Origin of the sequence: Mesorhizobium loti CJ3sym, assembly GCF_000472785.1 — a bacterium.
Classification (GTDB): Bacteria; Pseudomonadota; Alphaproteobacteria; order Rhizobiales; family Rhizobiaceae; genus Mesorhizobium; species Mesorhizobium loti_E.
The window spans coordinates 121,035-147,637 of the sequence record NZ_AXAL01000015.1 but is presented as its reverse complement, the minus strand read 5'-3'; the positions used below and the strand labels follow the sequence as shown (position 1 = coordinate 147,637).

The 26,603-nt window shown below is 63.4% G+C and carries 25 protein-coding genes; 8 read left to right on the top strand and 17 right to left on the bottom strand.

The genetic code is table 11. The features are described 5' to 3' along the window. The 5 genes from A3A9_RS0121480 to A3A9_RS0121460 form a co-directional block, all read right to left on the bottom strand. Nucleotides 1-471 carry a hypothetical protein gene (locus A3A9_RS0121480; protein ID WP_033838710.1) on the bottom strand — a complete coding sequence of 157 codons (471 nt, stop codon included), beginning with the start codon at nucleotides 469-471 and terminating at the stop codon, nucleotides 1-3. Between the two features lie 49 nt (nucleotides 472-520). Continuing rightward, a complete protein-coding gene (locus A3A9_RS0121475; RefSeq protein ID WP_027060613.1) occupies nucleotides 521-3,481 on the bottom strand; it encodes a bifunctional [glutamine synthetase] adenylyltransferase/[glutamine synthetase]-adenylyl-L-tyrosine phosphorylase in 2,961 nt (986 codons plus the stop codon). Continuing rightward, on the bottom strand, nucleotides 3,481-4,953 hold the full coding sequence (locus A3A9_RS0121470; RefSeq protein WP_027060612.1) for a sensor histidine kinase: 1,473 nt from the start codon (nucleotides 4,951-4,953) through the stop codon (nucleotides 3,481-3,483). The genes A3A9_RS0121475 and A3A9_RS0121470 overlap by 1 nt, the downstream gene beginning before the upstream one ends. Nucleotides 4,954-4,960: 7 nt before the next feature. Next, nucleotides 4,961-5,635, bottom strand: a complete 675-nt coding sequence (locus A3A9_RS0121465; RefSeq protein ID WP_027060611.1) for a response regulator transcription factor — start codon at nucleotides 5,633-5,635, stop codon at nucleotides 4,961-4,963. 330 nt (nucleotides 5,636-5,965) lie between these two features. Beyond that, nucleotides 5,966-7,525: a Do family serine endopeptidase gene (locus tag A3A9_RS0121460; protein WP_027060610.1), complete on the bottom strand. Its 1,560-nt coding sequence runs from the start codon at nucleotides 7,523-7,525 to the stop codon at nucleotides 5,966-5,968. Nucleotides 7,526-7,721: 196 nt separating this feature from the next. On the opposite strand from A3A9_RS0121460, the gene A3A9_RS0121455 reads away from it, so the two are divergent. Together A3A9_RS0121455 and A3A9_RS0121450 are read left to right on the top strand one after the other, a co-directional pair. Further along, nucleotides 7,722-7,991, top strand: a complete 270-nt coding sequence (locus A3A9_RS0121455; protein WP_027060609.1) for a CopG family ribbon-helix-helix protein — start codon at nucleotides 7,722-7,724, stop codon at nucleotides 7,989-7,991. Next, nucleotides 7,988-8,296, top strand: a complete 309-nt coding sequence (locus A3A9_RS0121450) for a type II toxin-antitoxin system RelE/ParE family toxin (RefSeq protein WP_027060608.1) — start codon at nucleotides 7,988-7,990, stop codon at nucleotides 8,294-8,296. The genes A3A9_RS0121455 and A3A9_RS0121450 overlap by 4 nt, the downstream gene beginning before the upstream one ends. Here A3A9_RS0121450 and A3A9_RS0121445 read toward each other — a convergent pair. The 10 genes from A3A9_RS0121445 to A3A9_RS0121400 form a co-directional block, all read right to left on the bottom strand. Next, nucleotides 8,293-8,754: a cytochrome c-type biogenesis protein gene (locus A3A9_RS0121445; protein WP_027060607.1), complete on the bottom strand. Its 462-nt coding sequence runs from the start codon at nucleotides 8,752-8,754 to the stop codon at nucleotides 8,293-8,295. The genes A3A9_RS0121450 and A3A9_RS0121445 overlap by 4 nt on opposite strands. Then, complete coding sequence (locus A3A9_RS0121440; protein WP_027060606.1) at nucleotides 8,751-10,742, bottom strand: heme lyase CcmF/NrfE family subunit; 1,992 nt, start codon at nucleotides 10,740-10,742, stop codon at nucleotides 8,751-8,753. The genes A3A9_RS0121445 and A3A9_RS0121440 overlap by 4 nt, the downstream gene beginning before the upstream one ends. Before the next feature lie 32 nt (nucleotides 10,743-10,774). Further along, the gene (gene ccmE, locus A3A9_RS0121435; protein ID WP_027060605.1) at nucleotides 10,775-11,218 is read right to left on the bottom strand and encodes a cytochrome c maturation protein CcmE; all 444 of its coding nucleotides are present in this window, start codon (nucleotides 11,216-11,218) and stop codon (nucleotides 10,775-10,777) included. A gap of 8 nt (nucleotides 11,219-11,226) precedes the next feature. Beyond that, entirely contained in the window at nucleotides 11,227-12,378 is a 1,152-nt protein-coding gene (gene ccmI / locus A3A9_RS0121430) for a c-type cytochrome biogenesis protein CcmI (RefSeq protein WP_027060604.1), read from the bottom strand. Between the two features lie 117 nt (nucleotides 12,379-12,495). Next, nucleotides 12,496-12,948, bottom strand: coding sequence for a hypothetical protein (locus tag A3A9_RS0121425; protein ID WP_027060603.1), 453 nt, complete (start codon nucleotides 12,946-12,948; stop codon nucleotides 12,496-12,498). 208 nt (nucleotides 12,949-13,156) lie between these two features. Beyond that, nucleotides 13,157-14,584: an ATP-binding protein gene (locus A3A9_RS0121420; protein ID WP_027060602.1), complete on the bottom strand. Its 1,428-nt coding sequence runs from the start codon at nucleotides 14,582-14,584 to the stop codon at nucleotides 13,157-13,159. After that, nucleotides 14,568-15,233: a response regulator transcription factor gene (locus A3A9_RS0121415; protein WP_019857144.1), complete on the bottom strand. Its 666-nt coding sequence runs from the start codon at nucleotides 15,231-15,233 to the stop codon at nucleotides 14,568-14,570. Before A3A9_RS0121415 ends, A3A9_RS0121420 begins: the two co-directional genes overlap by 17 nt. Before the next feature lie 124 nt (nucleotides 15,234-15,357). Continuing rightward, on the bottom strand, nucleotides 15,358-15,657 hold the full coding sequence (locus A3A9_RS0121410; protein WP_027060601.1) for a hypothetical protein: 300 nt from the start codon (nucleotides 15,655-15,657) through the stop codon (nucleotides 15,358-15,360). Between the two features lie 170 nt (nucleotides 15,658-15,827). After that, the gene (locus A3A9_RS0121405) at nucleotides 15,828-16,235 is read right to left on the bottom strand and encodes a DUF3168 domain-containing protein (RefSeq protein ID WP_027060600.1); all 408 of its coding nucleotides are present in this window, start codon (nucleotides 16,233-16,235) and stop codon (nucleotides 15,828-15,830) included. 300 nt (nucleotides 16,236-16,535) lie between these two features. After that, nucleotides 16,536-17,729, bottom strand: a complete 1,194-nt coding sequence (locus A3A9_RS0121400) for an amidase (RefSeq protein ID WP_027060599.1) — start codon at nucleotides 17,727-17,729, stop codon at nucleotides 16,536-16,538. A 263-nt stretch (nucleotides 17,730-17,992) separates the two neighbouring features. On the opposite strand from A3A9_RS0121400, the gene A3A9_RS0121395 reads away from it, so the two are divergent. From A3A9_RS0121395 to A3A9_RS0121370, 6 genes are all read left to right on the top strand, one after another. Beyond that, nucleotides 17,993-18,727: a GntR family transcriptional regulator gene (locus A3A9_RS0121395; RefSeq protein ID WP_027060598.1), complete on the top strand. Its 735-nt coding sequence runs from the start codon at nucleotides 17,993-17,995 to the stop codon at nucleotides 18,725-18,727. A 49-nt stretch (nucleotides 18,728-18,776) separates the two neighbouring features. Continuing rightward, on the top strand, nucleotides 18,777-19,925 hold the full coding sequence (locus A3A9_RS39215) for a substrate-binding domain-containing protein (protein WP_161634522.1): 1,149 nt from the start codon (nucleotides 18,777-18,779) through the stop codon (nucleotides 19,923-19,925). Between the two features lie 58 nt (nucleotides 19,926-19,983). Continuing rightward, nucleotides 19,984-21,516: a sugar ABC transporter ATP-binding protein gene (locus tag A3A9_RS0121385; protein ID WP_027060597.1), complete on the top strand. Its 1,533-nt coding sequence runs from the start codon at nucleotides 19,984-19,986 to the stop codon at nucleotides 21,514-21,516. Then, nucleotides 21,513-22,493 (top strand): ABC transporter permease, encoded by a 981-nt coding sequence (locus A3A9_RS0121380; RefSeq protein WP_027060596.1) that lies wholly within the window; start codon nucleotides 21,513-21,515, stop codon nucleotides 22,491-22,493. Before A3A9_RS0121385 ends, A3A9_RS0121380 begins: the two co-directional genes overlap by 4 nt. Nucleotides 22,494-22,498: 5 nt before the next feature. Then, nucleotides 22,499-23,956, top strand: coding sequence for an aldehyde dehydrogenase family protein (locus A3A9_RS0121375; RefSeq protein ID WP_033838708.1), 1,458 nt, complete (start codon nucleotides 22,499-22,501; stop codon nucleotides 23,954-23,956). Nucleotides 23,957-24,129: 173 nt separating this feature from the next. Further along, on the top strand, nucleotides 24,130-24,918 hold the full coding sequence (locus tag A3A9_RS0121370; protein ID WP_027060594.1) for a 2-keto-4-pentenoate hydratase: 789 nt from the start codon (nucleotides 24,130-24,132) through the stop codon (nucleotides 24,916-24,918). A gap of 34 nt (nucleotides 24,919-24,952) precedes the next feature. Here A3A9_RS0121370 and A3A9_RS0121365 read toward each other — a convergent pair whose 3' ends face one another. Both A3A9_RS0121365 and A3A9_RS0121360 read right to left on the bottom strand, forming a co-directional pair. Then, nucleotides 24,953-25,759, bottom strand: coding sequence for an ABC transporter permease (locus A3A9_RS0121365; protein ID WP_027060593.1), 807 nt, complete (start codon nucleotides 25,757-25,759; stop codon nucleotides 24,953-24,955). Then, a complete protein-coding gene (locus tag A3A9_RS0121360) occupies nucleotides 25,759-26,592 on the bottom strand; it encodes an ABC transporter permease (RefSeq protein WP_027060592.1) in 834 nt (277 codons plus the stop codon). Before A3A9_RS0121360 ends, A3A9_RS0121365 begins: the two co-directional genes overlap by 1 nt. Between the last annotated feature and the right edge of the window lie 11 nt (nucleotides 26,593-26,603).

The window sequence follows — 26,603 nt, the reverse complement described above, 5'->3', positions numbered from 1 at the left end:
TCACTGCACGCCGCCGTCGTCATCTGATTGGCGGTGATGGCCAAAACGCCCGCCCTTCGGCAACTCACCCTTCTCGATCTTGCCGTCATTGTTCTTGTCGAGCGCGGCGAAGACCTTTTTCTCGCTACTGGTAATGTCGTCTGATGTCAGCGTGCCATCGCCCCTGGTGTCGTAGCGGGCGATGATGCGCTTGGCCAAGCGTTCGAAACGGGCCTTCTCCAGCGCGTCGGCCAGTTGGGCGACGGTCAGCTTACCGCCATTGGCAGCAACGAGCTTCTTCAGCCGGGCGTTCATGGCATCGGAGAATTGGTCGAAGGTGATAGTGCCGCCATTATCATTCAGCGCCCTGTCGAGACGCATCATCGTGCGCTCGCGAATCTTTGCGCTGTCGATGTTTTCGGCGTACGCCGCGCTGCCGACGGCGCCGGCGAGAGCGATGAAGGCAAAGGCGAGTTTGGTTGACTTTCTCATGGTCTTCTCCTGTTGCATCGTCACCCCCGATGCGGCCGGACCCGCTATTTCACGGTCGTCCGGCACGAAGCAAGAGATCAAAATCCTTCCTGACCTTTTGCGACGTTTCCTTGAGGTGCGCTTCCAGCACACCGAAATCCGGCAGGTCGGTGACCGCCAGAAGCAGATCCGAAAGCCCTGGCGGAACATCGTCGCGCTCAAAGGCGCCGGTAAGGCACAGCCGCGTCATCTGGGTCAGCGCCAGATAGAGCGCATAGGCATCGGCAAGTTCCTGCCTGACCCCGGCATCGGCGAAGCGAGGTGTCAGGCGAGACAGGATCTCGGCCGTACCGGTGACGCGCGGCCCAGCCTCGACCTGCCCGGTGATGACAGCCACCTGGGCGATGAATTCGAGATCGATCAGTCCTCCGGGGATCAGCTTGATGTCCCAGAGATCGCGCGGTGGCTTTTCCGTCTCGATCATGGCACGCATGTCCGAGGCTTCCGCCCTCACTTTTGCGGCGTCGCGCGGCTGGCCAAGCACGGCCGCCACTTCCGCTTCGACCTCAGCGCACAGATCGCCATCGCCGGCGATCGCACGCGCCCGCGACAGCGCCATGTGCTCCCAGGTCCAGGCCTCCTGGCGCTGGTACTTCTTGAAGGCATCGATGTGGGTGGCCACCGGCCCCTTGTTCCCCGACGGCCGCAGCCGCAGGTCGAGTTCGTAGAGCACCCCTTCCGCCGTTGGTGCGGATACGGCCGAGATCAGCCGTTGCGTCATGCGGGTATAGTAGTGCGAAGGCGCCAGCGGCTTGTCGCCATCGGAATCCTCGGCGTCCGCAGCGTGGTCGTAGAGCAGGATAAGGTCGACATCCGACCCCGCGGTTAATTCGCGGCTGCCGAGCTTGCCCATGCCGAGCAACGAAACCACGCCGCCGGCGATCGTGCCGTGGCGCGCCGCGAATTCGGCCGACACCGCCCCTAGAGCCGCCTCAATGGTAAGATCGGCGAGATCGGAGAAAGCGCGGCCAGCCCTGGCCGGGTCGATCGAGCCGGCAAGCAGCCGCACGCCGATCAGGAACTTCTGTTCCGAGGCAAAGATGCGCAGCCGGTCGAGCACGTCTTCATAGAGCCGGTCGCCCTCAAGAAAGGCGGAAAGTCGCGCAGACAAATAGGCGCGGTCCGGCAACTCTGTCAGCAAGGCCGGGTCAAGCAGGCCATCGAAGACATGCGGGCGGCGGGTGATGATCGCCGCCAGCCGGGGCGCGGCGCCCATGATCGTCGCTATCAGCTTGAGCAAAGCCGGGTTGGACTGGAGCAGCGAGAACAGCTGGATGCCGGCGGGCAGACCGCCAAGGAACTCGTCGAAGCGGATCAAGGCTTCGTCCGCCCGGCGTGTCTGGCCGAAAGCGCGCAGCAGGGCCGGCGTCAACTCCGTCAGCCGCTCGCGCGCCTCCGCCGACCGGGTGACGCGATAGCGGCCGAAATGCCAGCCGCGGATGACGCGGCAGATGTCGCTCGGCCGCTGGAAGCCGAGACCATGCAAGGTCTGCAGCGTGTCTGGATCATCGACATCGCCGGTGAAGACCAGATTGCCGATGCCCGCCGAAAGCTCCGGCGCCGTCTCGAACAGCGCCGCATAATGGCGCTCGACCTGCTGCAACGAGGCGCGGAACGCCAGCGAAAAGGCAGCCGCATCGGCAAAACTCAGCATGCGGGCGATCCGCTCCAGCCCTTCATCGTCTTGCGGCAGCGTGTGCGTCTGCTCGTCGGCCACCATCTGCACGGCGTGTTCGACGCGGCGCAGGAACCAGTACTGGCGGGCGAGCGCGTCACGAGCATCTGATGTGATCCAGCCACGCGCCGCGAGCTGGCCGAGCATCGGCACGGTTTCGCGGCCGCGCAGTTCGGGGAAGCGACCACCGGCGATGAGTTGCTGGGTCTGGACGAAGAACTCGATCTCGCGGATGCCGCCACGGCCGAGCTTGACGTTGTGGCCCTTCACCGCGATCTCGCCATGCCCCTTGTGGGCGTGGATCTGGCGCTTGATCGAATGGACGTCGGCGATCGCCGCGTAGTCCATGTATTTGCGCCAGATATAGGGCTGAAGCTCCTTGAGGAAGGCGGCACCCGCGGCCAGATCGCCGGCCACCGGACGCGCCTTGATCATCGCCGCGCGCTCCCAGTTCTGGCCGCGCGCCTCGTAGTAGCGCAGTGCTGCTTCGACGGGGATTGCCAACGGAGTCGAACCGGGATCCGGGCGCAGCCTCAGATCGGTCCGGAAGACATAGCCGTGCTCGGTGCGGTCCTGCAGGATGCGGACCAGACGGCGCGCCAGCCGCGAAAACAGTTCGGTGGCGTCGAGGGGATCGACCACGGCAGGCGCTTCCGGATCGAAAAAGACGACGAGATCGATGTCGGAGGAGAAATTCAGCTCATGCGCGCCAAGCTTGCCCATCCCGAGCAGGATCCAGCCCGATTGCCGCGACGGGTTGTCGAGGTCCGGCAGTTTGAGCTTGCCTTGGCCATGCGCATCACGCAGCAGGAAGTCGACGGCTGCACGGGTGCAGGCATCGGCAAGGTTGCTCAACCGCCGCACCGTAAGAGATGTTTCTGCCTCACCAGCGAGATCGGCGAGCGCGATCAGGAAATGCGCCTCGGCCTTGCATTGACGCAGCTCCATCATCAGGCTGGATTCGGAAACCGTCTCAGCCAAAGGCGCCTTATCGATCGCGTTGGCGATCGCTTTGAGGCGAACCTCTACCGGCTGGTCGAAAAGAGCATCCAGAATCCGAGGCCGGCGCCGCGCCATATCCCGCAGGAATGGGGAGAGGTCAAAGACGGCGGCGAGGAAATCCTGACCCTCCCCCTTGCCGCCCAGGAACCTGGCAAGCCGCGTCAGCCCTTCTTCGCGTGCCGCCGCAGCGATTTCGGCCAGCTCCTGCCGCGCACGGGCTTCGTCGAGAGGGACAAGCCCAACCGCCGGCTTCAGCAGCCAGTCCGTAGCCGTCCGTTTCGCGACCACGGCCATCAATGATCCTCCCGCGCGGGGAAACTCATGACCACGGATAGTCCCGGATTGCCAGGCAGGAGATCAAGCCGGCCGTAGTGGAAGGTCATCACCGCCTTGGCGAGGCTGAGGCCAAGGCCGGAGCCGGGCTGCGAACGGCTCTTCTCCAGCCGCACGAAACGCTCTGTCGCCCGGGCCCGATCAGCATCGTCGGGAATGCCCTGGCCGTTGTCGGCGACGGAAAGCCTGATCTCGCCATGGGTCCGATCGAGCGCCACACGGACCGTGGGTTTGGACGTGGAGTCCGTCGAATATTTGATCGCATTGTCGACGATGTTGGACAGCGCCTGGCCAATCAATTCGCGGTTGCCGTCGACGAGAAAAGCACCATTCACTTCGGCTTCGAGCGAAACGCCTGCCTCGTCCGCCACCGGCTCGTAGAGCTCGACGACGTCCCGAACGGCCGCCGCCAAGTCGACGCGGTTGGTGTGCTCGGAAGAATATCCGGCCTCCAGCCGGGAGATCATCAGGATGGCGTTGAAGGTCTTTATCAGCTGATCGGACTCGGTGATCGTGCCTTCCAGCGCCTGGCGGTAATCGGCGGGCCTGTGCTTGCCCGAAAGTGTCGCTTCGGCGCGGTTGCGCAGCCGGGTCAGCGGCGTCTTAAGGTCATGCGCGATGTTGTCGGAAACCTGCTTCAGGCCTTCGTTGAGCGTTGCGATCCTGGCCAGCATGGCGTTGAGGTTTTCCGAGAGCCGGTCGAACTCGTCGCCGGCGCCGGTCACCGGCAGCCGGCCCGAGAGGTCGCCGCCCATGATGCGGCGGCTCGCCTCCGACACGCTGTCGATGCGCTTCAGCGCGGCGCGGCCGACAAAGAACCATATCAGCAGTCCGCCGAGCCCCATCATGCCGAGCGCCAGCATCAGGGCGCGGCGGATGACGGCGCGAAAACGCTCCGGTTCGCCAAGGTCGCGGCCGACCAGGAGGATCATCTGATTGGGCAGCCGCAGCACCAGCGCAATGGCGTTGTGACCTTTCTCGCCCTCTGTTTGCGCCGCATCGTTTGAAGGGGATGGCGTCGGGTCGGACGTCCCGCTGCGTAGACGATCAAGCTCACCTTCACCGAAACGCTTGTAGGAGAACGGCTCGGTCGTCCAGCCCTCGGTATCGATCACACCTGGTTCCAGGGCTTGCACATTGCCGGTCAGGATCTGGCCATTGGCGTCAGCGATCAGGTAGAGGTTGGCGCCAGGCTGACGGGAGCGGTTTTCGACCACGCGCACCAGCAACGGCAGGCCGCCCTTTTTGTAGGCGCGGGCCAAGCCTATTACCTCATCATTGATTGTGTCCTGCGTCTGCCCGGTCAGCATGCTCGCTGACAGCGAGGTCATATAGAAGACCAGCAGCACGGCGCACAGCGCGAAAAGCAGGAAATAGAGCGCCGAAAGCCGCGCTGCCGTCGTCTTCATGATGGCGGGCACGGAAAGAGCCATGCTGTTGCTAGCCGCTTTTCAGCATGTAGCCGGCGCCGCGAACCGTATGCAGGATCGGCTTGTCGAAGCCTTTTTCGATCTTGCCGCGCAGCCGGGAGACGTGAACATCAATGACATTGGTCTGCGGATCGAAATGATAATCCCAGACATTTTCGAGCAACATGGTGCGCGTCACCACCTGGCCGGCATGACGCATCAGATATTCGAGCAGGCGGAATTCGCGCGGCTGCAGCGTTATCTCACGCGCCGCCCTGCGGACCGAATGCGACAGCCTGTCGAGTTCAAGATCGCCAACCCGGTAGACGGTTTCGGTCTCCTTGGCGCTGGCGCGGCGGTTCAACACCTCGACGCGGGCCAGAAGTTCGGAGAAGGCATAGGGTTTGGTCAGATAATCATCGCCGCCGGCGCGCAGGCCGGTCACCCGGTCATCGACCTCACCCAGTGCCGACAGGATCAGCACCGGCGTGGTGTTGCCCCGCGAGCGAAGACCGGCAATGACCGACAGGCCGTCTCGGCGCGGCATCATCCGGTCGATGACCATCACGTCATAGTCACCGGCGTCGGCAAGCGCGAAGCCGGTTTCTCCGTCACCGGCGACATGCGCGGTATGACCAGCCTCGGCGAAGGCTTTCTGCAGATAATCCGCAGCCTCGCGGTCATCTTCTATGACGAGAATCTTCATAGGACCGTTATACGCGATTTCGCTGGAAGGTTGAGTAGTCGGCATCTGCATTTTAGCCTTTGCCAAAGCGCATCGCGATCAAGATGATCGAGACCGCGCGCGATAAAATCTTGTTCTCTGATTGTCTTCATCGCGGTCATGCCTGTTTCGGGGCATGATCCTGCAATCCGAGGGAACGTCTTCGGCGGCCTTCAAAATGTGCGGCAGCGGGCGATGGGAGGCCCGCTGCCGCTGGAGGAGAGCACGATGACTGACTAACGTACCCGGCTCCATGCTTTCCCATGCGGCGGCTCGGGGGTGTTTGAAACCGCCGCATCGGAAAAGTCGTTGTCAGCCCTTGGCGACCGGCAGCGCGACGAAGCGGTTGTTGTCGTCGCGGGTGATCTGCATCAGCACTGCCTTGCGGCCGGATTTCACCGCTTCGGTCATCGCCTTGGTGATGTCGTCGGCGCCATTCACCTCGTTCGAGTTGACCGCGGTGATGATGTCGCCTGGCTGGATGCCACGATCGGCGGCATCGCTGTCGGGGTCGACATCGGTCACGACAAGACCCTTGCCGTTTTCAGATTTGGTGACTTTGAGGCCGAGATCTGCCAGCGTGTCGGGCTTTGCCGGAGCGGCGGGCTGCTGTTGCTGGTCGTTCGAGGCCTGCTTGTCACTTGCCGGCAGCTTGCCGAGATCGACCTTGATGGTCTGGCTCTTGCCGTCCCGCCAGACAGTGACGTCGACCAATTTGCCTGGCGAATAAGCGCCGATCAAGCGGGCGAGTTCCTTCGGCGAAGCGACGTCCTTGCCCTCGACCTGGATGATCACGTCACCGGCTGTTATGCCGGCCTTCTTGCCTGGGCCGTCGTCCTGGGCGCTCGACACCAACGCCCCATTGTTGGACTTCAGACCGAGCGATTCGGCGATGTCTGATGTGACCGGCTGGATCTCGACGCCGAGCCAGCCGCGCTGAACCGCACCGCTTTTCATCAGGTCTTCGACAACCTGCTTGGCGGTCGAGGCCGGAATGTCGAAGGCGATGCCGACGCTGCCGCCGGAAGGCGAGAAGATCGCGGTGTTGATGCCGACCACCTGGCCGTTGAGATTGAAGGTCGGGCCACCCGAATTGCCGCGATTGACCGAGGCATCGATCTGGAGGAAATCGTCATAAGGTCCGGCGCCGATGTCACGGCCGCGCGCCGAGACGATGCCGGCGGTGACGGTGCCGCCGAGCCCGAACGGATTGCCGACCGCCACGACCCAGTCGCCGACCCGAACCTTCGAATCGTCGGCGAAGTCGACATAGGTGAACTTGCCGCCACCATCGACCTTGAGCACGGCGAGGTCGGTGCGAGGGTCGGTGCCGACCAGCTTGGCATCGAGTTCCTTGCCGTCACTGGTCACCACGGTGAAAGCGGTGCCTTCCTCGACGACGTGGTTGTTGGTGACGAGGTAGCCGTCGTCGGAAATGAAGAAGCCGGAGCCCTGCGCCACCGGGCGCGGCTGGTCGTTGTTGCGGTCGCGGTTACCGAAGCGGCGATGACCGTCATCGTTCTGGCCGTTCTGGCTGTTCTGGTCGCCGAAGCCGCGGAACTCCTTGAAGAAGCGCCGCAACTGCGGATTGTTGGGAAGATTATCCAGACCGTCCTGATCATCGGAGCCATCATCGGCGGTCGGCTGGATCTTGGCCTTCACCTTGACGCTGACGACGGCAGGCGAAACGCGCTCGACCACGTCTGCAAAGCCTTGCACCTGAGGCGCCTCGACGCGTACGGCATCGGCCAGAACAGGACTGGTTCCACTGGTCAGCGCGCCAACGCCGATCACGCCGGCAACGGCGACGGAAGCGGCAGCAGCCAGGAGACGGCTGCGGGTTCGGGAATATGAATTGGGGGCAATATTCATGGGTCTCTTATCCTCTTTCAAACGGACGCTGCTTGATCGGCATCCTCGGGAAGAGAGAATTAGAGAGGCGCACATTACAGCGCCATTTCCGACACATGAATCTTTGGTAATGTTCCGACAGGAAGCGGTCACAAACTTCTTGGTAACAGCCTTTCGAGAGCCTATGTTGTACACAACTCAGCATAGGGCTTTCAACATGACGGACAGCACCACCATGACGATTCGGGTCTCGTCCGAAACCAAGCTGAAGCTTGAAAGGATCGCCGCCGACACCCGTCGCAGCAAATCCTTCCTCGCCGCCGAGGCGATTTCCGCCTATGTCGACCGTGAGCTTGAGATCATTGAGGGCATCAAACGCGGCATGGCCGATGTAGCGGCTGGCCGTATCGTGTCTCACGACGATGCGATGGCGGAAATCGCCGCTGTTATCGAGAGCGTGGAAGCCGAGCGCACGGGCAACGCGTGAAGCGGCTTGTCACCTGGTCGAGAGACGCACTGGACGACATTAAACAGCAAATCGCCTTCATCGCGCAAGACAACCCTACCGCAGCAAGACGCCTCGCAGATTGCATTCGCGACACGGGAAGGAGTCTCGGTGAGATGGCGACGGGTAGACCTGGCCGGGTAACAGGCACTTATGAAAAGCCACTGGCCCGCCTGCCCTACATCATCGCCTACGAGTTGCGGCCGATTGCCGGGCGCGAGAGCATCGTCATCCTGCGCGTTCTTCATACCTCGCGAGACTGGCCGCCGGAGGAGTGGCCGAATTAATTGCCCAGCATCTTGTCCAATGCGGCTTGCTCCTCGGCCGAAAGTGCAGTCGATGCCGTGCTGCGAGATCGCGCGCTGAGCGCTATGAAAATGCCACCAATGAAAAGCAGCATGACTGGCGTGCCCCAAAGCAGTGCGTTGCGCAGGTCGAAACGCGGCTTCAGCAGAACGAATTCGCCGTAACGCGACACGACATAGTCCATAACCTGCTGGTCCGTGTCGCCGGCGACGAGGCGCTGGCGCACCAGGATGCGCAAATCGCGGGCAAGGTCGGCATCGGATTCGTCGATCGACTGGTTCTGGCAGACCATGCAGCGCAGGCCTTCCGACAGGGCCCGCGCCCGCGCCTCGAGCCCCGGATCCGCCAGCATCTCGTCAGGCTTCACCGCCATTGCCGTGCCGGCGAACAACAGCGCCAGCAAAAGGACAATCGAGGTCAATGAGAGGCGTGCGCTCATGGCAGAGTCGCGGGCGCCACTGCGCTCGCCTGCTTGCGCCGGCGCGAGGGCGCGCCGACACGCAGGCGCCTGTCCATCAGCGACATCGCAGCGCCCGCCATCATCACCAGGCCGCCGCCCCAGATCAGCGTTACCAGCGGTTTCCACCACAGGCGCACCACGACCGAGCCATCCTTGTTCTCATCACCGAGCGAGAGGTAGAGCTGACTGAACCAGAGTGTCCTGATGCCGGACTCTGTCGTCGTCATCTGGCGCACGGGGAAGAAGCGCTTGGCCGAGGTGATTTCGCCAGCCGCGTTTCCGTCGGCGCCGATCAGTTCGAAGCGACCACGGTCCTCGCTGTAGTTTGGCCCTTGCGCCGGATAAAGCCCCACGAAACGTAGCGTATGGCCTGACAATTCGACCGTCTCGCCGGCACGCATGCTGAGGATCTTCTCAGTGCCGAAGGAGAGCGTGGCGACTATGCCGAGCAATGTCAGGCCGAGGCCGAGATGGGCCAATGCCGTGCCGAAGACCGAGCGCGGCAGGCCGGCGAAGCGCCTGAACATGACGGCCGGTGCGACCGATCCGACGCCGGACTTGACGGCAAGGTCGGTGAGCGCGCCAGCAACCAGCCAGACGGCAAGGCCGATGCCGAGGGCGGCGAAGACCGACGCGCCGTCGATAAACAGGCCGGCGACCAGCATCGCCGCCAGCGCTACGGCGAAGGCCGCCATCAGGCGTTGCGATGCGGCGAAGACATCGCCACGCTTCCAGGCCAGCAGCGGCCCGAACGGCACGATGGCCAGAAGCGGCAGCATCAAGGGGCCGAAGGTCAGGTCGAAGAAGGGTGCCCCGACCGAGATCTTGTCACCGGTGAGCGCCTCCAACGCCAGCGGATAGAGCGTGCCGACGAGCACGGTGGCGGTTGCCGTGGTCAGGAACAGATTGTTGAGGACGAGCGCGCCTTCACGCGAAATCGGGTGGAACAGGCCGCCGGCCGTCAACCGCGAGGCGCGCAGCGCAAACAGCGCTAGCGAGCCGCCGATGAACAGCGTCAGGATGCACAGGATGAAGACACCACGCGTCGGATCGGTGGCGAAGGCATGGACGGAGGTCAGGACGCCGGAACGCACCAGGAAGGTGCCGAGCAGCGACAGCGAGAAGGTGAGAATGGCGAGCAGCAGCGTCCAGATCTTCAAGGCCGAACGCTTTTCCATGACGATGGCCGAATGCAGGAGCGCGGTGCCCGCCAGCCACGGCATGAAGGAGGCGTTCTCGACCGGATCCCAGAACCAGAAGCCACCCCAGCCGAGCTCGTAATAGGCCCAGTAAGAGCCCATGGCGATGCCGCCGGTTAGGAACATCCAGGCGACCAGCGTCCATGGCCGCACCCAGCGCGCCCAGGAGGCGTCGATCCGGCCCTCTATGAGCGCGGCGACCGAGAAGGAGAAGCAGATCGAGAAGCCGACATAGCCGAGATAGAGCAGCGGCGGATGAATGGCGAGGCCGAGATCCTGCAGGACCGGGTTCAGGTCACGGCCTTCGATGGGCGCTGGATTGAGCCGGATGAAGGGGTTGGATGTCGCCAGGATGAACAGGAAGAAGGCAGCGCCAATGGAGCCCTGCACCGCCAGCACATTGGCGCGCAGCGTCGCTGGCAAATTGGAGCCGAAAGCGGCTACCAGCGCGCCGAAGAAAGTCAGGATCAGCACCCAGAGCAGCATCGAGCCTTCATGATTGCCCCAGGTTCCGGTGATCTTGTAGATCATCGGCTGCAGCGAATGCGAGTTTTCCCAGACGCTCGCCACCGAGAAATCGGAGTTCGCGTAGGCACTCGCCAGCGCCGCGAAGGACAGCGCGGTCAGCGCGAAGCCGGTCACCGCGACCGGACCGCCGACAGCCATCAGCCGCTGGTTGTTGAGGCGCGAGCCGAACAGCGGCACGGTCATCTGCACCAGCGAAAGCGCAAACGCCAGCACCAGGGCGAAATGTCCGGTTTCAACCATGCCCGTGATTCACTCTTGCTCTCATGCCAGGGCTATTCACTCTTGCTCTCCTGCCAGACGCCCTTGGCCTTCAGGCCGTCGGCCACTTCCTTGGGCATGTAGCGCTCATCATGCTTGGCCAGCACGCTGTCGGCAACAAAGACGCCGTCAGGGCCGAAAGTACCCTCGGTGATGACGCCCTGCTCTTCGCGGAACAGGTCGGGCAGGATGCCGGTATAGGTCACCTTGATCGATTTGTGGGTGTCGGTGACCGAAAAAGCGACCGTCGCACCCTGCCCGCGCTGGATGGTGCCTTTTTCGACGAGACCGCCCAGCCTGATACGCTGGCCGGGCTGGACGCTTGCCGTGGTGAGATCGGCCGGCATGTAGAAATACGAGGCCTTCTGGCCAAGCGCGTAGAAGGTCAGCCCGGTGGCGGCGCCCAGGAAAGCCAACCCACCTGCAATGACCGACAACCGTTTCTGCTTGCGCGTCATATCCGATTCTACTCCGTCGCCGTCAGGCCGAGCGAGGCGGCAAAGGCGGTGAATTTCTTGGCTTCGTCACTGCCGGCGCCGAAGACGGCGATGGCACGACCCAGCGCATCGCGCGCCTGGTCGGCCTTGCCCAGCACGACATAGGAACGAACGAGCCGCATCCATCCTTCCGGGTCACGCGGATTTTGCCGCAGTTTTTCGTCGAGGCCGGCGACCATCGTATTGATCATGGCTTCGCGATCCTGTTGCGATAGGGAGGACGCGGCGTCGACATCCCCTGCATCGGGCCCGGCATCGGGGCCTTTCGCTGCCGCGCCGGAAGCAACTTCCGGGTTACCGGATTTGGCCAATGCCTGCTCGACCGCACCGCGCCATGGCGAGTCCGGCGGCAAAGTGCCCAGCATTGCCTGCCAGGCCGTCACCGCTTCCTTGTTTCGCCCCTCCTGCGCCAAGGCCATCGCCAGATAGAAGTTGGCTTTCGCATTGGCCGGATCGAGCTTCAGCGCCGCCTCGAAGGCATCCTGGGCATCGGCCGAGACAATGCCGCCTGCCGCACCGGCGATCGCCTCGCCGAGGCCGGCCTGGCGGGCGGCACTGTCGCCGTCGAGACGAATGGCGTTGCGATAGGCGGCCACGGCATCGGAAAAGCGTTGCATGCGCAGATAGACCGGAGCCAGCACCTCCCATCCCCTGCCGTCGGCAGGGTTGGCGGCAAGATGGGCCTCGGCCCGCGCCACCAACTCGTCGACCGAACTGTCGGTCGGGTTCTTGGCCAGCCGCTCGCTAAGCGGCTGCGACGGTAAATCAGGCGAGCCGATCTGGCTGTAAAGACCCCAGCTGACCAGCGGCACGGCCAGCACGGCCACGGTCGCGACAAGCCGTGCCGTCATCGAGGCCTGCTTGGCCGAGGTCTTGCCGGCCGTATCGGCATTGTCGAGGCGAAGGATGCGGCGCGCGATTTCGGCGCGGGCCTCCGTCGCTTCCGCAGGCTGGATCAAGCCGCGCGCGGCGTCGCGGTCAAGCTCAGACAATTGATCGCGATAGACTTCCAGATCGTGATCGCTGCTCGACGACGCGCCCTTGGCGCCTCCGGCCAGGGGCAACAGCACCGCCAGGCTCGCACCGAGCGTCAGTATCGCGGCTATGACCCAGAACAGCATGGTTCTTCCAATAACGGCAGAGCCCTGCCCTGCCAACACGGGCATCCTGCGACGCTTTGACGGCCGCCGCGCCAGACGTTCTTGATCGACATCAACCGGCCGGAGCCGGTCTGGATATCAGGTCAGCGGCGTCCAGCTGCCGTCTGCGTTGCGACAAGCGGTTCCGCGGGCCGTGACGCCGGCGCCGCCGGTGAAGACGGTCTGCGTGTACTGGCGGCAGTCCTGCGAACCGACGCGATAGGGCTGCGCCGGAACCACCTCGCCGTAACGCGAAGCCTGGTCGCCCTTCCATGTCACCTTCTGGCCGCTGGTCGTATATTCGAGCGCCTTGTATTCGGCCTCGAGCGCGCTGCGCTTCTCCGTTGCGCTGAGGCTGCTGCCGATCGAGCCGCCAATCAGGCCACCGTCCATCGCGGAAATGATCGAGGTGGTGACCTTGCCGGCGGAAGGAGGCGTCGAGGCCGGCGTAGCCCCAATGGTTGGCCCCTTGCCGCCCAAGGTGGTGCAGCCGGATACAGCCAGCCCGGACACGGCCAGCAAGGCGGAAACGAGCGCGACGCGAATCTTCATGCCAACAACCGGTTTTCTTGAGTTGGAGCCTGCCATGGATGCGCCGGGGGCCGCGTCATCGGAGAAGTAGGCGTGGCCATAGTATTGATATTTGTCGGAAATTTGGCCGCTGCCGGCAACGCCGGGAGCAATAGATATTGGTCCGGGAGCAATTGATATGTCGCCATAACATGGCCCGTCCACCGCTGTCGATTGGCCTGGGAAAGCGTCACTGAAGGCTCCGCAACCGCACCACCGCCTTCAATCCGCCCATACTGGACCGTTCGAGCGCGAGAACGCCTCCATACTCGTTGACGAGGTCGGCGACAATGGCAAGCCCCAAACCTGTTCCCGGTTTTGTCTCGTCCAGGCGTCTTCCGCGCTTCAGCGCATCGCGCGCCTTGTCCTCGGGAATGCCCGGGCCGTCGTCGTCGATGCTGATCTCGAAGAGGCTCTCATCCTTGCTGACCACGGGCACGACTGAGATCGCGACAGCACCCTTGGCCCATTTCATTGCGTTTTCGAGCAGATTGCCGAGCAGTTCCTCGAGGTCCTCGCGCTCGCCGGCGAACACAATCTCGGCAGGCGGCAGTGTCAGCGACAGGCTGGTCTGCGGATTGAGCTTCTGCAACACCCGCACCATGCGCTGCACCAGGGGCGCCACCGGCGTGCGATAAACGACGCTGTCGCGCTGCGCCGCCACACGGGCGCGTTGCAGATAATGCTCGACCTGCTTCTGCATGGAGGCGGCCTGTTCGGCAATCAATTGGCCCTTGGCGCCGCCAAGCGCGCGGCCCTCATTGAGCATCACCGCGAGCGGTGTTTTCAATGAATGAGCAAGATTGCCGACCTGAGTCCGAGAGCGCTCGACGATGCGTTTGTTGTTTTCGATCAACGCGTTGGTTTCGTTGGCTAATGGTTCGATCTCGGCCGGGAAGCGGCCGTCAAGCCTCTGCGCGGTGCCTTCACGAACCATGGCCAGTGCGTTCCGGACCCTGCGCAGCGGCTGCAGGCCAAGAAAAATGGCAATCGCGTTGATGGCGATCATGCCGACGCCGAACAGGCTGAGATAGGTCAGCAAGCGGCGCTGGAAGGTGGAGATTTCCTGTTCGAGTTCGCTCTGGTTGCCCATGACGCGGAACCGCGCGGCGCGGTTCTTGGCATCGAGCACGAACTCGCTTTCGAACACCTGGAGTTGCTCGCCATCGATGCCTTCGGTTGCATAACTGCGCTGGAAGCTGGCATTGAAAGGCACTGCGGCAACGCTTGGCGACGGAATGGTCTTGGTCATCGAAGAGGAATGCAGGTCGCCATGCACGCCTTCAGAGGCGGGCTCCACCGACCAGTACCAGCCAGAATTCGGCTCCGAGAACCGGAGATCGCCAAGGTCGGGGGAGCCGGTGAGCGCTCCGGCATCGGAAATGCCGATGGAGCCGATCAGGTTGAAAAGATGCGCCGACAACAGGCTGTCAAAGCCGCGTTCGCTGGCCTGGCGGTAGAGCGTGGTGATCAGCGTGAAGATGACGACAAGGGTCAGGATCGCCCAGACCGTGGAAAAGGCGATGACGCGGAACGTCAGCGAACGCGGCCACAAACGCAGCGAAAGCGGCGCCTTTGCGGTTGGTTTGAGCGGTTCCGAGTTACGCCTCCGGCTCACGCATGCGGTAGCCCATGCCACGCACGGTTTCGATCATGTCGATGCCCATCTTCTTGCGCAGCCGCCCGACAAACACCTCGATGGTGTTGGAATCGCGATCGAAATCCTGGTCGTAGAGATGCTCGACCAGTTCGGTGCGCGAGACGACCTCGCCCATATGGTGCATCAGATAGGCAAGCAGGCGGAATTCGTGCGAGGTCAGCTTCAGCGGCACGCCATCGACATCCGCCTTCGAGGCCTTGGTGTCGAGGCGCAGCGGCCCGCAGGTGAGTTCGGACGAGGCATGGCCGGCGGCGCGGCGGATCAAGGCCCGGAGCCTAGCCAGCACCTCCTCGATATGGAACGGCTTGGTGACATAGTCGTCGGCACCGGCATCGATGCCGGAGACCTTGTCGCTCCAGCGGTCGCGCGCGGTCAGGATCAGCACCGGCATCTTGCGGCCACCGCGACGCCAGCGCTCGACCACGCTGATACCATCCATCTGCGGCAGGCCTATGTCGAGCACGACGGCGTCGTAAGGCTCGGTGTCGCCGAGGAAATGGCCCTCCTCGCCGTCAAAGGCGCGGTCGACCACATAGCCGGCGTCGACCAGCGCATCCGCTATCTGCCGGTTGAGATCCTTGTCATCCTCGACGACGAGTACGCGCATGCGGAGATCGATACCTGTTGAAGAGCTTGGTTAGATTGAAGAACTTGGTCGGGTTGAAGTCTGGGTCAGATATAGGCCGATTCCGACGGCCAGGGAAACGTAGCCCGTAAGACGGAAGGCTGGCTCAGTTCTGCGGAACGACGATCTCGGAGCGGCGCGGGCGCTGCCCATCCTTGCCAGGCACCAGAACGACGATGACGCAGACCGCCTGGCCACCGCGCGTCGACTGCGAGGCCTTGGCCAGCGTTCCGCCATTCTGTTCGGCCACTTGTTGGCCAATCGCGTAGCAGTCGTTCCCGGCCACAACGATCGGATCGTCCTGGCCGGACGCCGCGACCGAAATGGCGCTTGCCTGAGACGCAAACAGCCCGGCGGCACAGAGCGCCAGGGTCGCGGTTCGGAAGTGGGAGCGAAGCGTTTTCATGGTCGGCGTTGTAACGCATCGGTGCTGAACGTGAAATGAACGGTGATCGATGCGAAAACCATGTCCGCTATACCCCTGAAACGCGAGACGGCAGATCGCGATTTCGACGCCCACTCGGCGAAATCCCGGAAGGCCAGTCTAGACTCCGTTCCGGTCACATTGAAAGCGTGTCAGGCATTTTCCTGCGTCAGTGCACGAAACCGCAACAGCCCATGGTGCACAAGGAGATCCTCGTCGTAACGAGCCTCGGTGAATTCAAGCGTAAGCCGCGTCTGGCCGCGCGGGCCAATCGTCAGCGCCGCATTGGCGAGGCGTGCCTTGATGGCGTCCATGATAGCAAGCGTCTCGGCTTCGCCATGGGCTTTCGACCAAACATGCAACGTGATCAGCTGGTCGTCGTTGTTCTCGGCGCCCGTATCCCAGTCAAAGGCCGAGGTCTGACCGCAGGTCACATAGGGAAAAGCGGCATTTGCGGCTGGACTTTCCAACAGCCCGGCACCGCCGAGCAACGCCGACAGCGACTTGTCGCTTTTCAGTCTCAGAAACAGTGCCTGCTGCAAATCGCCGGGCGCGGTCATTTGTCGTCCCCCCTCGCCTGTCACGCCTTGTGCAAGCCGTTCGCCATACCGGCAAATTCGCGCGCAGCGTACCCGGCTCGACAAGCCTGCGCCATATCGCATAATTCGTCTCGCCGCGATCTTGAACGCCGATCATCTCGAAAATACGACTCTGTTATGAACAGATTGCCATGCCGGGCAACCCTATAGCGTTTCACCGTTTCATGGAAACGGCGAACCGCTCCAACTCTTTGTTTTGACGCAATTCCGGACGGAAACCGCTCACACTTTTCCTGGAATTGCTCTAGAGAACCAGTCTGCTCAGCCGGCAAATTGCGCGAGCGCTTTGCGGCAAAGGGACAGCAAAGCCATGTCGGAGTTCCCAGGACCAAGGATCGATATTCCGAACGGCAGCCCCTCCACCTCGGCGATCGGCATCGATATTTGCGGCAAGCCGCTCAGCCCCGCCGAGCAAAGCATCGAAATCGAACGGCCGCGGTAGGCCTCGAGCCCCTCTCCAGCCATGCCCAACGGCAAGGCGACGGAAGGGGCGGTCGGGAAGACCAGCGCGGTTCCCGAGCCAACCAGTGACGACAGCCGGTCCTGTGTGGCGGCTTTCATGGCGAGAGCCGCTTCGTATTCGGAATTCGACACCCCCTCCGCCCAGTCGAAGCGTTGCCGCACCCCCTCGCCGAAGGCCGGCCGGTGCTCGGTGATCCAGGCACCATGATCGGACCAGGCTTCGTAGGCCTGGATGGTGCGAAAGGTAGGCCGCCAGGCATCGAAACCCTCCGGCGCGACCCTGACTTCCCCGGCGATGTCGATGATCCGGAACAGCCGCTGGAGCGCATCTTCGAAGACGCGGCGCTCGGCATAGCCCAACATGTAGCTGGCAATGTCCGCCGCGACGACGAGGCGAGTGATCGGCGGCTGAATGGCAGGCTGCGGCAGCAGCAACCTCGCCACCGCCTCGTAGACATCAATGTCGCGCGCGAACCAGCCGACGGTGTCGAAGCTGCGCGCCAGTGGCTGCAGCCCGGCGGTTTCGATGCGTCCATGGGTTGGGCGCAGTCCAATGAGCCCGCAGTAGGAGGCCGGCAGCCTGATCGAGCCGCCCGTGTCGGTGCCGAGCGCAATATCGGCGAGGCCGGCCGCGACCGCCACGGCCGAACCCGAGGACGACCCGCCCGGGATGCGGCCCGGCGCGCGCGGGTTTACCGGCGTGCCGTAATGCGGGTTCTCGCCATTCATTGAATAGGCGAACTCGTCGGTATGGGTCTTGCCGACAAACCGGGCGCCGGCATCCAACAATGTCTGTACCACCGGCGCCGTGGCGGGCTTGCCGCCGCTCCAGTCGCGCCGCAGCGGGTGGCCGCCGCCGGTGGGATAGCCGGCGACGTCGTAGAGATCCTTCACTGCCAGCGTCAGGCCGGCCAGTGGCCCGCCTGCCGCCGAAGCAACCGGGATTGGCGGGTAATCCACGAAGGCCCCCACAGGATCAGTCCGCAGCAGCATCGACGCCTCGCAGCTAAAATTTTTGTTACCGCCTCTTTCAAAGCGACCAACCCGCCAAAAGCCCTTAATTGCTGGAATCTTGCTGGCTTTTGTCACTGGGTATCCATATTTCGAAACGCGATCGGCGGCAAACTGAAATTTAACATGCCTATCTCTAAAAAATAATATTCAATAAAAACAGTATATTGAATGACATTGCATCGGCTGCGTTCCAAAAATCAGCGAAAATTATCTTGATTGACGGCAATGTTGGTGTTTAGCCTATGGCGACTGACCCCCAGGCAAAGGGCTTCGAAATGGCTGCCAATGAAGATGATGACGACATCGTGGTCGATGCTTCGGTTCGCCGGAGCCGCGCCGAATTCGTGTTCGAGGCGCTGCTGAAGACGATCGTACGGGTCGACCGCCGGCCGGGCGATCTTTTGCTCAAGGACGACATCGCCAGGGAGCTTGGCGTATCGCGTCAGCCGGTGACCGATGCGATCAATCGTCTGGCCGGTCTGGGGCTGGTCACGGTGATCCCGCAGGTCAATTCCTACGTCTCGCGCATATCACCGGCCGACGTCATCGAAAGCTCGTTCCTGCGCAGCGCTGTCGAGGCGCAAATCGTGCACGAGCTCGCGTCGCATCCGAAAAGCGCGATCGTAACAGCGCTGCGCAGCCAGCTTCTGGAACAGGTGCAGCTCGTCGCCGCCGGCGACGTCGACGGATTCCACGAGGCGGATGACGCCTTCCACCGCATGCTCGCGCAACTCGCGGGACTGCCAGGGCTCTGGGACCAGATCGCGGCGGCACGGCTGCACCTGGTGCGCGTGCGCCGGCTCGGCCTGCCGCGCCCCGGTCGTCTCGCCATCTCCTATGCCGAGCATTCGATGGTGGTCGACGAAATCGAAGCCGGGCGGCCGCGCAAGGCGGCCAACACCATCGCCCATCATATCCGCTACAACGAAGGCGAATTGCGCCGCCTCCAGAAGGACTTACCGCAATATTTTCTTTGATAAACTGAAGCGGAATCAACCGCTCAGGGGAACAATACGGAGAACACTCGTGACCAGATCGTCTCGCCTTCGTCCACTCGCGCTTGCCCTCTTGCTGTCGGTCGCACCCATGGCCACGGCTGCCTTCGCCGCCGATCTGCCGCCCGAAGCCGCCGAACTCATGGTGCCGCTGCCCTTGTCGCCGACCGGCCAGCCGGTGGTCGGCTTTCCCGACGGCGCACCGGCGAGCCCGGCCGCATCATTGACTTTCACCGCCGACGAGTTGGCAAAACTCAAGGCCGGCAATTTCACCGCCGGCATCGCCATGCAGGCCATGGACTCGCCCTGGAACACGCTGCAGGTCGAGGCGCTGAAGAAGACACTCGATGAATACGGCATCAAGGTCGTGGCGGTCACCGACGCCAAGCAGGCGCCAACCGCCCAGGCCGACCAGCTCGAAGGCATGATCGCGCAGAAGGTCAATCTGATCTTCTCGGTGCCGATCGACCCCAAGGGCCAGGCCGACACCTACAAGCGGGTGTCCGAAAGCGGCGTGAAAATCGTGTTCATGGACAACGTCGCCTACGGCATGGCGCCGGGCAAGGACTATGTCACCGTGGTCGCATCCGACAACGAACAGAACGCGGTGTTCGCCACCGACGAGTTGATCAAGGCAATCGGCGGCAAGGGCGAAGTCGGCCTGATGACCTACATCCAGGAATCCTACTATTCAATAGCCGCCCGCGTTGCCGGCTTCGAGAAATCAGTCGCCGCCCATCCCGGCGTCACCGTGGCGGCACGCGAAAAGTTCACCCAGCCGCGCGAGGCCTATGACAAGGCTGTCGCCATGCTGACCGCGCATCCCGACATCAAGGGCATTTTCGCGGTGTGGGGCGACCCGGCCATGCAGACGCTGGCCGGCGCCGAGTCGCTCGGCCGCAACGACCTCGTCGTCACCACCAACGATCTCGGCCCGGACAGCGCCCTCTACATCGCCCGCGACCAGATCATCGCCATCGGCGCGCAACTGCCTTACGATCTTGGCATAGCCGAAGCCCAGGCCGGTGCGGCCGCACTGCTGGGCAAGCAGGTGCCGCCTTACATCTCGCTGCCCTCGCTGCGGGTGAAGAAGGCCAATCTGCTTTCGGCCCTCAAGCAGGTGACCAAGCAGGATGTGCCGGAAGATGTCGTCAAGGCCTGTGCCGGCGCCTGCTACTGATCGTGATCCCGGGCGGCGGGTCGTCCCGCCGCCTATACCGCCTCTTTCGGGAACCGCCATGTCCCCTGCCGACAATCCCCTGCCCGCGCTGGTTTCGATGCGCGGCATCGTCAAGCGGTTCGGCGCCAACATCGTGCTGCGCACTGTCGATTTCGAGGTCCGGGCGGGCGAGGTCCATGCGCTGCTTGGCGAGAACGGCGCCGGCAAATCGACGCTGATGAAGGTGCTGCTCGGCATTCACAAGCCCGACGAAGGCACGATCCTGGTGCGCGGCGAACCGCTGGCCTCGGTTTCGACACGCGCGCGCCTCGATGCCGGCGTGGCGATGATCTTCCAGGAGTTGAGCCTGGTGCCGGCGATGAGCGTCGCCGACAATCTGTTTCTCGGCCGCGAGCCGGTGCTGTTCGGCGGGCGTATCGACCGCCGCCGTATCCGGCGCGAGGCGGCTGAACTGATCGCCAAGCAAGGTTTTGCGCTCGATCCGGACGCCCGCATCGAGGACCTGCCGTTCGCGGCGCGCCAGCAGGTGGAAATCCTCAAGGCACTGTCGCGCGGCGCTTCGGTGATCGTCATGGACGAACCGACCTCCTCGCTTACCGTGCGCGAGGAAGAGGTGCTGCACGCCACCATCGCCCAGTTGCGCGGCGCCGGTATCGGCATCGTCTATATCAGCCATCGCATGTCAGAGATCTTTCGCGTCGCTGACCGGCTGAGCATCATCAAGGACGGCCAGATCCAGGGACCGTTTGCCACCGACCAGATCACCATACCGGAAGTGTCGCGGCTGATGGCGCGCTCCGCCTCCGTCGTGGTGATGAAACCGCAGGCCCGGCGCGAACCAGGCGAAATCGTTCTCGAGGTCGTTGGGCTGAGCACGGCGCGAAAGCTGCGCGATATCGGGCTGGCCGTGCGCGCCGGAGAGATCGTCGGCATCGCAGGCCTTGTCGGCAGCGGCCGCTCGACGCTTGCCAAGGCGCTGTTCGGGCTGCTTCTGGACGCGCGCGGCGACGTGCGGCTCTGCGGCCGCGAGATCGGCGCGCTGGCGACGCCGCCGCGCATCCGCGCCGGCATGGCGCTGGTGCCGGAGGATCGCCGCGCCGAGGGGCTGGTCGCGCAACACAGCCTGGCCGCCAATGTGGCGCTGCCCAATCTCGCCGAACTGACATCGCGCTGGCCTGGCGTCCTGTCGTGGCGACGCGAGACCGAGATGTTCCTCGGTTTTCGCGAAGCGCTGCACATTGCCTGCCGCGAGCCGGCCCAGCCAGCCTCGGAGCTGTCCGGCGGCAACCAGCAGAAGGTGGTGTTCGCAAAATGGTTCGCCAGCAATCCAAAACTGCTGATCCTCGACGAGCCGACGGCGGGTGTCGACGTCAACGCCAAGGCGGAAATGCGCGCCCTTGTGCTGCAGGCCGCCGAAAAGGGCATGGCGGTACTGCTGATCACCTCGGAGCTCGATGAACTCGCAGGTCTCGCCGACCGGCTGATCTATATGGTCGACGGCCAGCTCGTGGCGGGCGAGGCCACGGCGCGCGGCGAGGAAGAAATCCGCACGGTCCTGCAACAACTCGCCGTCACACACGAGGCCGCATGAGCAATTCGATCCTGACTTCAAGCCCGATCGCGGCCGCCAGACATGCCTTGGGCTGGCACAAGGCGAAGCGCCTGGCGCGCGACCACATCACATTCATCGTCTTCGGGCTGATCACGCTGTTCTTCATCCTGCATGCGCCCAACTTCGCCTCGCTGGCGACGGCAAACGCCATCGGCCGCATCACGGCAGTGGTGTCGATCATGGCGGTCGGCATGACCATGGTGATCATGTGCCGCGAGATCGACCTGTCGGTGGGCGCGCTGGCCAGCCTTTCGGCGATGGTCGGCGCCATGCTGATGCAGACCGGCATCGCGCCGTGGCTGTCGATCCCGGTCATGACGGCCTTCGGTGCGCTGATCGGGCTGGTCAACGGCCTGATCGTCACCCGGTTGCGTATCCCCTCCTTCCTGGTGACGCTGGGCATGCTCAGCATCCTGTCCGGTACGGCACTCACGCTGACCGATTCATTGCCGGTGCCGATCGGCGACCGGACGCTCGGCAAGATCATGGCCAATGGCACGCTGATCGGCCTGCCAGCGGCGGTGTGGTGGACGGTGGTGTTCGCGCTGGCCGGCATCTATGTGCTGCATCTCTCGGTGATCGGCCGGCAGATGGCGGCAACCGGCGGCAATGAAGCGGCAGCACGGTTTTCCGGCATCGATGTCGATCGCGCCAAGGTGGTGGCCTTTGCCGTCTGCGGCGCCTGCGCCTCATTCGCCGGCTACATGCTGGCGGCGCGCGCCTCGGCCGGCAACCCAAGCGTCGGCGTCGGGCTCGAGCTCAACGTCATCGCCGCCGTCATCATCGGCGGCACCAGCCTGTTCGGCGGCCGCGGCTCGGTGATCGGCTCCGTGATCGGCGCCATCTTCATCGGCATCCTGGCCTTCGGCCTGGTGGTGATCGGCCTCTCGACGACCATCCAGGAGATCGTCAAGGGCGTCATCATCATCCTTGCCGTCTCATTGAACCGGAGATGACAGCCATGACCGCGCAAACCGGGCTGCCGGTCGAAGGCAAGATGTATATTGGCGGCCGCTGGACATCAGGTCGGGCGACCCGAACGATTGCCGTGCACAGCCCGGCGACGGAAGAACTGGTCGGCTCCGTCCCGGAAGGTGTCGCCGGCGATGCCGAGGACGCACTGAGGGCGGCCCGCGCCGCCCAACCGGCCTGGGCAGCGCTGCCGCCGATCGAACGGGCCAGGTTGCTGCGCCGGCTTTGCGCCCTGCTCGACCGCGATCGCGAAACCATTGCCCGGCTGATCACTCTGGAACAGGGCAAGCCGATCGCCCAGGCACGTGGAGAAGTCGGCGGCGCCATCGGCTTCATCGAATTCGCCGCCGACAATGCCAGGCGCATCGAAGGCGACATCATCCCCTCCGATGCGGCGGGCGAGGAAATCTGGATCCGGCGCATGCCCTACGGCGTCGCGGTCGGCCTGACGGCCTGGAACTATCCGGTGGCGCTGGCAGGCAGGAAGCTCGGCCCGGCGCTGGCGACCGGCAACACCATCGTGCTCAAATCGCACGAACTGACGCCGCTTTCCCTGCTCGAGATCGGCCGGCTCTGCGAGGAAGCCGGCATTCCGGCGGGTGTCGTCAACATCGTCAGCGGTCGCGGCCGCGAGGTCGGCGAAGCGCTGGTGCGCAGCCCGCTTTCCGATCTCGTCACCATGACCGGCAGCGTGCGCGCCGGGCGCGAGATTTATGCCGCCGCCGCCAACAGCCTCAAGGTCATTCGCCTGGAACTGGGCGGCAAGGCGCCGTTCATTGTCATGGACGATGCCGATATCGATGCGGCGGTGGATGCGGCGATCATTGCGCGCTTCACCAATTGCGGCCAGATCTGCACCTGCAACGAGCGCATGTACCTGCACGAAGCCATCGCCGACCGGTTCCTCGACAGCTTCGTTGCACGGGCAGCGGCACTGCGGATCGGCAACCCGCTGGACGCGGTCGATCTTGGCCCCAAGATCAGCCGGCCCGAGCTCGAAAAGGTCGAAGCCATGGTGGCCGAGGCCGTGCAAGGCGGCGCGGATCTGCTGACCGGCGGCCATCGACCGAAGGGGGATGCCTTTGCCAAGGGACACTGGTTCGAGCCAACCGTCATGATGGCCCCTTCGAATACGACGCCGATCATGCAGCAGGAGATTTTCGGGCCGGTCGTGCCGGTCATGCGCGTCGCCGATTTCGACGAAGCGTTACGCCTGGCCAACGAGTCTGAATTCGGCCTCTCCGCCTATCTGTTCACCGGCAGCCTCAGCCGTGTCATGCGCTTCAATCGCGAAAGCGCCTTCGGTGAGCTCTACATCAACCGCACCTGCGGCGAGATGGTCCAGGGTTTTCATTCCGGCTGGAAAAACTCCGGGCTTGGCGGCGAGGACGGCAAATATGGTTTGGATGCCTATTTGCGCAAGAAGACTGCTTATGTCGCGGCTTGAGCTGCGGTTGCACGTCCACATGTCGCGTGTCCGCGTTGCAGCGGCTTGGCCAGTCGGCGGCGATCACGCGACCTGACCAAGATGCCGGGGCAAGCAGAGCGCGGAAGTGGACTCTCGATTCCCAGTCCCCTAACCTTGCCTCATTTGTGCGGGTCCACATTCCGGAGCTGATGATGCTCGATCCAGAAAAGGCTGGGGCCGCGTCGCGGTTGCTGGTAGGCCATTGGGACAACGGTACCCGTCTCGACGCCATACCCCAGGAGTTGCGGCCACAAACACGGATCGAAGGCTACGCCATCCAGTCGCATGTGATGGATCGTTCGTCAGCTCCGCTTTTCGGTTGGAAGATTGCCGCGACCAGCCTCGCCGGACAAAGGCATATCAACGTCGACGGCCCGATGGCTGGTCGTCTCATCGCCGAGAGATCGGTCGAGGTTGGCGGCACCGTTTCCCTGGCGACGAGCAGGATGCGCGTTGCCGAGATCGAATTCGCTTTTTGTTTCGGCCGCCTGCTGCCGCCACGTCCGGCGCCCTATGACATCACCGAGGTAATGGATGCGGTGGCGAGCCTGCACCCGGCGATCGAAATACCGGACTCGCGCTACAATGATTTCTGCGCTGTCGGGGCACCACAACTCATCGCGGACAATGCCTGTGCCAATCTGTTTGTCATCGGCGAGGCGGTAAAAGATGAATGGCGCGACGTGAACCTCGCGGAGCATCCGGTGGTCGGTTTGGTTTCCGGCAAGTCGCAGCACAATGGATCGGGTGCGGCTGTGATGGGCGACCCCCGTATCGCGCTCACATGGATCGTCAATGAACTGTCCGGGCTCGGCATAGCGCTCGAGCCCGGACAAGTGGTGATTACAGGCACCTGCGTGACGCCGATCAGCGTCGAGGCCGGTGACGAAGTCATCGGCGATCTGGGCCGGTTTGGCCGCGTCTCGGTGCGGTTTGTGTAGAAAAAGTTGAGCGAGTTTCCGTCCCAAACAGGAGTTAATGCAACGCGCGCTGCCTGGTGACCACACTCCTCACCGCCAACACCAGCACCGTGATGATGATCAGGATCACCGAGAGTGCCGCGATCGCCGGGTCGATGTTGTCGCGCAGGCCCATCCACATCAGGCGCGGCAAGGTGATGGCATTGACCGAGGTGATGAACAGGGTGACGCCGATCTCTTCCCAGGACAGCACGAAGGACAATAGTGCCGCGGTGACGATACCGAATTTGATGTTGGGCATGATGATGCGGGTGGCGCGCTCCCAGACAGTTGCGCCGAGACCACGCGCAGCAAGGTCGATGCGGCGGTCGAGCTGGCTGAGCGAAACCAGAATCAGCACCGTGGCGAAGGGCACCGTCATCACCGAATGCGCCATAGCAACGCCGAGCCAGGTGTCGTAGCCGAAGAACGAACTCATCCCCGAGACCGAGGTCAGCAGGAAGTAGAGCGTGATGGCCGACACCACGGGCGGCACCACCATCGGCAGCAGCACGAAACCAACGAGGGCTGCCGTGAAGCGTGGCTGGAACATCCAGACGCCGAGGCTGAAGCACAGTGCGAGCACGGTTGAGAAGGCACTGCTGACGATGCCGATACGGATGCTAAGCAGGATCGAATCGATCCAACGCGGATCCTCGATCAATGCCCTGTAGTGGCGCAGCGACAGTTCGCCTGACGGCATCGCCAGCATGCGGCTCGGTGTCAGCGACACCGGGATGACGGCGAGCAGCGGCATCAGCAGGAACAGCGCCACCAGGGCTGCGATGATCAGAGAGACGGGACCGGGGCGATAGGTCGGCATCAGATCAGCTGCTTCGGTTTGACGTAGCGGAACAGCACTGCCATCAGCACGCTGACGAACAGCACCAGCACGACGCTGATCGCGGCGCCCAGCCCCCAGTCCGGGCTCTGGAAAATCCTGAGATAGATCAGTTCAGCGATCATGACGCTGCGGCCGCCGCCAAGGATCGCCGGCGTCACGAAGAAGCCCAGCGAGAAGACGAAAACGATCATGGCCGAGCCGATGATGCCGGAGCGCGTCATCGGCACGAACACAGTCCAGAAGGTGCGCATGCGGCTTGAGCCGAGGCCGCGCGCCGCCAGCAGCACGCGGTCGTCGAGGCTGCGCATGGCCGACGCCAGCGGAAACACGGCGAAGGGAATGAGGAAGTGCGTCATGCCGACGATGACACCGAACTCGTTGCGCACCAGCGCCAGCGGTTCTGAAATGAAGCCGATCGCCTGCAGCCAGGTGTTGATCAGGCCGCGATTGGACAACAGCGCCACCCAGCCGAAGGCGCGTGTCAGTACCGAGATCCAGAATGGCACCAGGATACAGAATTCGGCGATAAGGCGCTGTGCCGGCGTGCCGCGCACCCAGACGACAGTGATGGCGTAGGCGGCGCAGACCGAGACGACGGTAACGATGGCGGCGATGCGCAGCGTGCGGATGAACACCGACTGCACCAGATCGTCGGTGAGCAATGCTTCATACTGGCCAAGCCCAGGCGTCGGCAGCGTAAAACTCCACTTCACCACGCCGAGAAACGGCCAGGCATAGGCCAGGACGAGAAACAGGAGCAGCGGCGCCATCAACAGCGCCGCGCCCATCCTGTCGGAGAGATAGGACCGCATCCCTGCCCAGA

Coding starts and splice junctions, on each gene's coding strand:
- A3A9_RS0121480 (WP_033838710.1), bottom strand. CDS start 471: ATGAGAAAGTCAACCAAACTCGCCTTTGCCTTCATCGCTCTCGCCGGC.
- A3A9_RS0121475 (WP_027060613.1), bottom strand. CDS start 3,481: ATGGCCGTGGTCGCGAAACGGACGGCTACGGACTGGCTGCTGAAGCCG.
- A3A9_RS0121470 (WP_027060612.1), bottom strand. CDS start 4,953: ATGGCTCTTTCCGTGCCCGCCATCATGAAGACGACGGCAGCGCGGCTT.
- A3A9_RS0121465 (WP_027060611.1), bottom strand. CDS start 5,635: ATGAAGATTCTCGTCATAGAAGATGACCGCGAGGCTGCGGATTATCTG.
- A3A9_RS0121460 (WP_027060610.1), bottom strand. CDS start 7,525: ATGAATATTGCCCCCAATTCATATTCCCGAACCCGCAGCCGTCTCCTG.
- A3A9_RS0121455 (WP_027060609.1), top strand. CDS start 7,722: ATGACGGACAGCACCACCATGACGATTCGGGTCTCGTCCGAAACCAAG.
- A3A9_RS0121445 (WP_027060607.1), bottom strand. CDS start 8,754: ATGAGCGCACGCCTCTCATTGACCTCGATTGTCCTTTTGCTGGCGCTG.
- A3A9_RS0121440 (WP_027060606.1), bottom strand. CDS start 10,742: ATGGTTGAAACCGGACATTTCGCCCTGGTGCTGGCGTTTGCGCTTTCG.
- ccmE (WP_027060605.1), bottom strand. CDS start 11,218: ATGACGCGCAAGCAGAAACGGTTGTCGGTCATTGCAGGTGGGTTGGCT.
- ccmI (WP_027060604.1), bottom strand. CDS start 12,378: ATGCTGTTCTGGGTCATAGCCGCGATACTGACGCTCGGTGCGAGCCTG.
- A3A9_RS0121425 (WP_027060603.1), bottom strand. CDS start 12,948: ATGAAGATTCGCGTCGCGCTCGTTTCCGCCTTGCTGGCCGTGTCCGGG.
- A3A9_RS0121415 (WP_019857144.1), bottom strand. CDS start 15,233: ATGCGCGTACTCGTCGTCGAGGATGACAAGGATCTCAACCGGCAGATA.
- A3A9_RS0121410 (WP_027060601.1), bottom strand. CDS start 15,657: ATGAAAACGCTTCGCTCCCACTTCCGAACCGCGACCCTGGCGCTCTGT.
- A3A9_RS0121405 (WP_027060600.1), bottom strand. CDS start 16,235: ATGACCGCGCCCGGCGATTTGCAGCAGGCACTGTTTCTGAGACTGAAA.
- A3A9_RS0121400 (WP_027060599.1), bottom strand. CDS start 17,729: ATGCTGCTGCGGACTGATCCTGTGGGGGCCTTCGTGGATTACCCGCCA.
- A3A9_RS0121395 (WP_027060598.1), top strand. CDS start 17,993: ATGGCGACTGACCCCCAGGCAAAGGGCTTCGAAATGGCTGCCAATGAA.
- A3A9_RS0121385 (WP_027060597.1), top strand. CDS start 19,984: ATGTCCCCTGCCGACAATCCCCTGCCCGCGCTGGTTTCGATGCGCGGC.
- A3A9_RS0121380 (WP_027060596.1), top strand. CDS start 21,513: ATGAGCAATTCGATCCTGACTTCAAGCCCGATCGCGGCCGCCAGACAT.
- A3A9_RS0121375 (WP_033838708.1), top strand. CDS start 22,499: ATGACCGCGCAAACCGGGCTGCCGGTCGAAGGCAAGATGTATATTGGC.
- A3A9_RS0121370 (WP_027060594.1), top strand. CDS start 24,130: ATGCTCGATCCAGAAAAGGCTGGGGCCGCGTCGCGGTTGCTGGTAGGC.
- A3A9_RS0121365 (WP_027060593.1), bottom strand. CDS start 25,759: ATGCCGACCTATCGCCCCGGTCCCGTCTCTCTGATCATCGCAGCCCTG.
- A3A9_RS0121360 (WP_027060592.1), bottom strand. CDS start 26,592: ATGCGGTCCTATCTCTCCGACAGGATGGGCGCGGCGCTGTTGATGGCG.